The 1,530-nt window shown below is 49.4% G+C and carries 1 protein-coding gene; it reads left to right on the top strand.

Going from position 1 to position 1,530, the window contains the following annotated elements:
- Positions 1-246: 246 nt before the first annotated feature.
- Positions 247-1,413, top strand: a complete 1,167-nt coding sequence (locus tag GON22_RS25450) for an IS110 family transposase (RefSeq protein ID WP_160398857.1) — start codon at positions 247-249, stop codon at positions 1,411-1,413.
- The last annotated feature ends 117 nt before the right edge of the window (positions 1,414-1,530 follow it).

Raw genomic sequence — 1,530 nt, 5'->3', positions numbered from 1 at the left:
TTTTCGTATTATCAGGTCAGCCAGACATTTCTGGTTGGCCTATTTTTATAGGCGGTCTATGATGGCGATAGCCGGGAGAACGTGCGGCTTTTAGGGGCGCTGACTCCGTAATAAAAACTGTTCTCCCACTACTCCCAATGACCATGTTTGAGCTGGTTGGGGCAATTGACCTCGTATCACAAGCGAAGCTATGGGTTTGGAACCATCGTGGGATTGCCGGCTAATTTAACATCAGGAGGAGCTGAAATGGGACCAGTTATCGGATTGGATATTGCGAAAGGAATGAGCGTATTTCAAGCGTTTACGAAGCGCGGTGAGGCGTACGGGAAGCCGGAAGTCATCCGGCATGCCGATGGTGGACTTGAGAGGCTGGATGATGTCATTCGTCAGTTAGAAGAGCAAACGGGTGCTAAACCCGTCGTTGTTTTGGAAGCTACGGGACACTATCATCGGGTGGTTGTAGATTACTTGGAGCGGATGAATGTGGAGCATTTCATCCTAAACCCGTTGTTATCCAAACGTTCGAAAAGCGCACAGTTACGCAAAGTAAAAACGGATGCAGCGGACGCATTTCATTTGGCCGAGATGTATTACCGTGGCGATGTAAAACCGCATCGCAGGTGGGCAGATTCAATCACGGAGCTGCAGCATATGACAAGGCAACATGAGTTTATGACAGCACAATTCGTTCAGTCGAAATTGAACGCGAGGGCACTGCTGGATCAGGTATGTCCGGCATACGAGGATGTGTTCCATGACTTGTTTTCCAAGACTTCTTTACGTGTGCTGCTTCACATGCTTCAGGGGGCGGTCATTACCGAGGAAGTGATACGCGAAACAGCAGGCAGCTCGCACGGGAAGGCATGGATTCTGTCTAAGGTGGCGCGCATACAAGCGGTGCAACTGCCGCAAAAACAAAGTGTGGCTCAACGGACAGCGCTCTTGTGCATGGTGGAGATCCTGCTTGCTCAACAAGAACAATTGAGTCGACTGGAAATGAAGATACAAGAAGAGGCAGAGGAAATTCCGGAAGTGGAACTGCTAAAGACAATTCCAGGCATCGGGGATAAGCTGGCCGCCTCGCTAATTGCTGAGATCGGCGATGCCGAGCAATTTGAGAATCCGAAACAATTGGTTGCCTACGCAGGGCTCGATCCGAGTGTGCATAGTTCAGGTCAATTCGTAGCATCCAACACTCGCATCACCAAACGCGGCTCTAAACGGCTAAGACGAGCACTGTATTTGGCTGTGCAATGCGGGGTTAGAGGGAGTACGAACGAAAGGCTACGAGCGTACTACGATAAGAAAAGACAAGAGGGCAAGCCCTACAAGGTGACGGTGATTGCTTGCGCCAACAAGCTCTTGCATCACATTTACGCCATCTTGAAGAAAGGCACACCCTACGCCGCATAATCCATATTTAACCAACACCCTCCGCGCCAACGGAGGTTATTTGGCATGTACAGAATTATAACAAGATTTTTTCCTGACACCAAGACCCCAAAGCTTGACAAACATTAGCTGGTTTTT

Origin of the sequence: Paenibacillus sp. MMS18-CY102, from assembly GCF_009789195.1 — a bacterium.
Lineage (GTDB): Bacteria > Bacillota > Bacilli > Paenibacillales > Paenibacillaceae > Paenibacillus_T.
Note: the sequence above shows the minus strand (reverse complement) of the source record. Positions and strands in the feature narration are given on the sequence as shown.